Source organism: Mesorhizobium sp. P5_C1, from assembly GCF_054049815.1.
The window spans coordinates 1-4,594 of record NZ_JBFULQ010000441.1 but is presented as its reverse complement, the minus strand read 5'-3'; the positions used below and the strand labels follow the sequence as shown (position 1 = coordinate 4,594).

At 59.8% G+C, this 4,594-nt stretch carries 6 protein-coding genes; 1 reads left to right on the top strand and 5 read right to left on the bottom strand.

Going from position 1 to position 4,594, the window contains the following annotated elements:
• Nucleotides 1-798, top strand: a 798-nt coding sequence (locus ACXJ7R_RS25340; protein WP_457154216.1) for a c-type cytochrome, incomplete at its 5' end; no start/stop codon positions are given.
• 59 nt (nucleotides 799-857) lie between these two features.
• Here the strand turns inward: ACXJ7R_RS25340 and ACXJ7R_RS25335 are convergent.
• The 5 genes from ACXJ7R_RS25335 to ACXJ7R_RS25315 form a co-directional block, all read right to left on the bottom strand.
• Nucleotides 858-1,274, bottom strand: coding sequence for a c-type cytochrome (locus ACXJ7R_RS25335; RefSeq protein ID WP_457154215.1), 417 nt, complete (start codon nucleotides 1,272-1,274; stop codon nucleotides 858-860).
• Nucleotides 1,267-2,139, bottom strand: a complete 873-nt coding sequence (locus ACXJ7R_RS25330; protein WP_457154214.1) for a cytochrome c oxidase assembly protein — start codon at nucleotides 2,137-2,139, stop codon at nucleotides 1,267-1,269. The genes ACXJ7R_RS25335 and ACXJ7R_RS25330 overlap by 8 nt, the downstream gene beginning before the upstream one ends.
• Nucleotides 2,127-2,435: a hypothetical protein gene (locus ACXJ7R_RS25325; RefSeq protein WP_457154213.1), complete on the bottom strand. Its 309-nt coding sequence runs from the start codon at nucleotides 2,433-2,435 to the stop codon at nucleotides 2,127-2,129. Before ACXJ7R_RS25325 ends, ACXJ7R_RS25330 begins: the two co-directional genes overlap by 13 nt.
• Entirely contained in the window at nucleotides 2,432-3,034 is a 603-nt protein-coding gene (locus tag ACXJ7R_RS25320; RefSeq protein WP_457154212.1) for a cytochrome c oxidase subunit 3, read from the bottom strand. Before ACXJ7R_RS25320 ends, ACXJ7R_RS25325 begins: the two co-directional genes overlap by 4 nt.
• Nucleotides 3,031-4,594 (bottom strand): cbb3-type cytochrome c oxidase subunit I (locus tag ACXJ7R_RS25315; RefSeq protein WP_457154211.1); only part of this gene is annotated, 1,564 nt, incomplete at its 5' end. The genes ACXJ7R_RS25320 and ACXJ7R_RS25315, both read right to left, overlap by 4 nt.

Genomic DNA, 4,594 nt, shown 5'->3' with positions numbered 1-4,594 from the left:
GGCCCGGGCGATGTCGCGCATGGTGAGATCGTCTTCAATGCCGGAGATTGCGGTTCATGTCATGCTACACCTGGACAGCCCGACCGGCTGAGGCTTGGCGGTGGTATGGCGCTCGCTTCACCATTCGGGACCTTTCGGCCTCCCAACATTTCCCCCGATCCCGTCGATGGTATCGGCGCATGGAGCGTCACCGACCTGGCAAATGCGCTCATCGGCGGCGTTTCGCCAAGGCATGARCATTACTATCCCGCTTTTCCCTTTACGAGCTTTACGGGTATGACGGCCGGGGACATTAGGGATCTTAGTGCCTATCTCAAGACGCTTCCCAAGGTAGCGGGACGTGCGCCGCCGCATAGTCCCGCGATCCTGTTCAGCATCCGGCGGTCGGTCGGAATTTGGAAAATGATGTTCTTTCGCGAAGGCTCAACCTCTGCGCATTTCGACGGAGACTCCGTGCATGATCGCGGTGCCTATCTCGTCGAGACCGTCGCACACTGCTCCGAGTGCCATTCCACCCGCAACGCTTTTGGCGCAATCAAACCGGACATTCGCTTTGCCGGTGGTATCGATCCGCAAGGTACGGGATTTGTGCCAAACATCACCCAGGACAAGTTGCGCGGATGGACCGAGAATGACATCGCCACGATGCTCAAAACGGGCGAGACTCCCGACCACGGTCGCGTGGGATCTTCCATGGCCGATGTCGTGGCCAATACGGCAATGCTGCCTGACGGCGACCGCCAGGCCATCGCACGTTATATCAAAGGTCTCGCACCGATTGCCACGCCACATCCTTGAAGCGATTCCAGGAAAAATGCGAAGCGGTTTCTTGTCCTGACGTCACAGCACATCAGAGGTCATTGGGCGTAGAGATACGCGGCAAGGTCTTTGGCTTCCTGTTGCGAGATGCCAGTTGCCGGCATCGCCGTCTGTGGGGAGAAGGTCCGGGGCGAAACAATCCATGCGATCAGGTTGTCGGAATTGTTTTCCAGCACGCCCGCAATATACACACGCTTTGACAGTCCGGTGAGCGGGGGACCGGTCTGGCCGTCCGCGCCCGGTATGCCGGCGATGGTGTGACAACCGGAGCAGCCGTAGCGGCGAAAGATTTCTGGAGCGCGTTCTGGATCGCCGCCGGTCATCGTTTTGGCTAGGGTCACCCGGGTGAGGTTGTCGCGCGTGATGTTGGCCGTGACAAAAGCGGCCGATGCCGCCAGAAGAAGAACAGCCGTCAAGGTGGCGCGGCCAGCGGGAGACGCAAGCAGATCAGGCATTTTGCGGCCTTCTTTCGCTTGAGCGACGAATCCAGAGCGCCAGCATGGTCATTGCCGCTGCCGCATAGATCGTGCCAGCTGGCACCCACATGATCATGCCGGCCAATTGCTGGTCTTCCAAGGGCGTCAATCCCCAAGCCTTCGCGGCCTGGGTCTGCGCGAGATAAAGCACGCGTGGCGCGAGCGCCATCAAGGCGCCAAGAACGCCGGTATGGATCATGGTCGCGAACAGGTGCCAGGCTGAGGCGCCGTAATCGCTTCGCCAGACAATCGCCCACCAGAACAATATCGCTGTCGCAAAGAAGCTGAGATGCTGAAGGCGATGCAGGGTCGTGTTGGTCAAGGCCGCATCGAACAGCCCCGGCATGTGCCAGGCCCAGATGGCGACGCCATGGATGATGGTGGCGTTTGTGGCGCTCGTGCACCAGTCCCATGTCCCGCGTATCAGGGGTGAACGCATCAGTGACCCAGCGATGTGACGCGCTCGTCCGGACAATCCCCACAGCAGGATACCAACCGGACGCGCGAGCACGATCAAGGGGGCTGAGATAGCCATGACGATCTCATGCTCGATCATATGAAAGGTAAAAAGGTGCTCTCCAAGCCAGTGAAGCGGCGAAATCAGTGCACCCGCCAGGGTTAGTATGCCGCCCCAGTACAGCAAGGCACGGATGAGCAAGCTCCGTCTGCTTCGCCAGCCCAGTTTCACGGTGCCAATGCCGTACAGCGCGGCAAGCATTGCAAGAGGCACGACGATCCAAGGATCAAATGTCCATGGAATTCCAGAACCATGGGCCTCATCCCAGTGCGCCATTGCCGGGGTGGCGATCATGAAAGAAATCGTGGCGCCGATCAGCGCTGGCATGGGTCAAGCAGCATAGTGGCCGCCCCCTGCAACGACAGCGCAAAGACAAACGCCAGTGCGATCAGAAAACCTGTATCAAAGATAAACCGGGCTGGCTTGGCCAATCCCGCTGAAGTGGCCCATGCTGTAGCGAGGCTTGCAGTCGAGACGACGAGAAGTATGCCGGAAGAGGCCGCCGTCCAGGAAACAGTCTGGCGGCAATCGATGTAGGGCGTGATTTGTCCAAGCTGAGTGCTGAGCGCCCAGGTCACAGGCGGTATAAGGAGTCCGGCGTATCGAAGCTTGACGTTGGTCATAGGCGTGGGACCCAATACAGGCAGGCATACATGGGCAACCAAGTCGCCACCACGAAGTTCCAGTACATCGCGTTGTCGCTGACGTCCCCATAACGGCGCCCGTTGTCGCCATGGCGTGAAAACATGAGGCAGGTCAGCACCAGCGTCTCGACCAGATCAGTCACGATATGTGTGGTGTGCAGGCCGAGCATCACCCACACGATCGACCCGTAGGCGTTCTGATCCCACTTGATATGCATTGCCGGAAACTCGAACGCGCGCAGGATCAGCGGTACTAGGCCGAGCAGGGACATGACAATCAGGCCGATACGAACCTTCAACAAATCCTGGGCTCGCGCCCAGCGGGCGAGGAGGATGTTGGGGACAAGACTCGCCACCAGAAGAGCCGTCAGGGTCGTTCCGGCGAGCAGATCAGGTGGTGGGGCATCCAGGGGCCAGTGCTGTGCCAGGCTCATGAGATAGAGATAGACGACGATCGAAAGAGCGAAGCCCGTCCCTTCAATGAGCATGAACGCGAGTGTTCCCCACCAGGAAACACTCGCCGTGCCGAGGCCATGGGGCGGAAGTTCCGTTAGGTCGAGAGCGACGCTTTTCTTCATGACTCGTCTTCCGGCGTGCCCTTTGGCCAGAACCAGCCAATGAGTGCGATCGCGACTGGTAGCGAGCCCCACACAACCGCCCATGGGGTGAATATCGACCAGATCAACGTCGCGGAGGTGGCAAGTGCTGCCCATAGTGGCCAGATCGAGTCCCCGGACGACGATTCCCGCGCTTCCGGACGCGCTTCGACGACGCTGCTGACCACCAGTTCACGACGGTCGACGCGCAGGCCCGAAACGACGGCTAGCGACTTTGGGTCGTCAGACAGGGGCTCGAGGCTGCCGACCACCGGCAGCCGGGCGAAGTTGTATGGCGGCGGCGGCGACGAGGTCGTCCACTCCAGCGTCGAGGCCTCCCACGGATTGGATGGCGCAACGGTACCTGATCGGGCACTGCGTATGGCGTCGACGAAAAACAAAAGGAAGCCGGCGGCAAGTATGATGGCGCTTAGGCTGATGAACATGTTCAGGCCGGACCATGGCATCTCGGGCTGGTAGGTGTAGATGCGGCGCGGCATGCCGCGCAGCCCGAGAATATGCATGGGAAAAAAGGTCAGGTTGAAGCCGGCAAAGATCAGACCGAACACCCAGCGACCGAGGGTCTCGCTCATCATCCGGCCCGTCACCTTGGGAAACCAGTAATAAATCGCGCCGAGCAGAGGAAACACAGCGCCACCGATCAGGACATAGTGAAAGTGCGCGACTACGAAATAGGTGTCGTGGACTTGTGTGTCGAACGGGACGGACGCCACCATCACGCCGGTGAGGCCGCCAATGACGAATATGACCATGAAGCCGATGACGAACAAGAACGGCGTCTTGAAGGTCGGCCTGCCTGCCCACATCGTCGCCAGCCAGCAAAATATCTGCAATCCCGCCGGGACCGCGATCGCCATGCTCGAGGCCGTGAAGAAGCTTTCTCCAAGCCGGGGAAGGCCGGCCACAAACATATGATGGACCCATAGTCCGAATGCCAGGATACCCGTAGCGATTAACGCCATCACCATCGCCAGATAGCCGAACACTGGTCGACGAGTGAACGTCGCGACGACGGTCGACACCATCCCGACTGCCGGCAGAAAAATGATGTAGACTTCCGGGTGGCCGAAGAACCAGAACAGGTGCTGCCACAGCAGGACGTCGCCGCCTGCGGCCGGATTGAAGAAATGTGTTTCGACAAGCCGGTCGAGGATAAGGGCCGTGCTCGCGATCATGATCGCCGGCATCGCCAGGATGACAAGAAACGACGTGACCAGCATCGACCAGACGAACAAGGGGATCCTGTCCAGGGACATTCCTGGCGCGCGTTGCTTGAAGACGGTAACTACGATCTCGACGGCGACGGCGAGCGCGGAGACTTCGGTGAAGGTTATCATCTGTGCCCAGATGTCGGCTCGCTTCCCGGCCGCATATTGGGGACCGGAGAGCGGGACATAGGCGAACCAACCGACATCCGGTCCCGTATCCAGCACAAAGGCGATCCACAACAGCAAACCGCCGGCGAGATACATCCAGTAGGAGAACGCGTTGAGGCGCGGGAAAGCGATGCTCCGTGTCCCC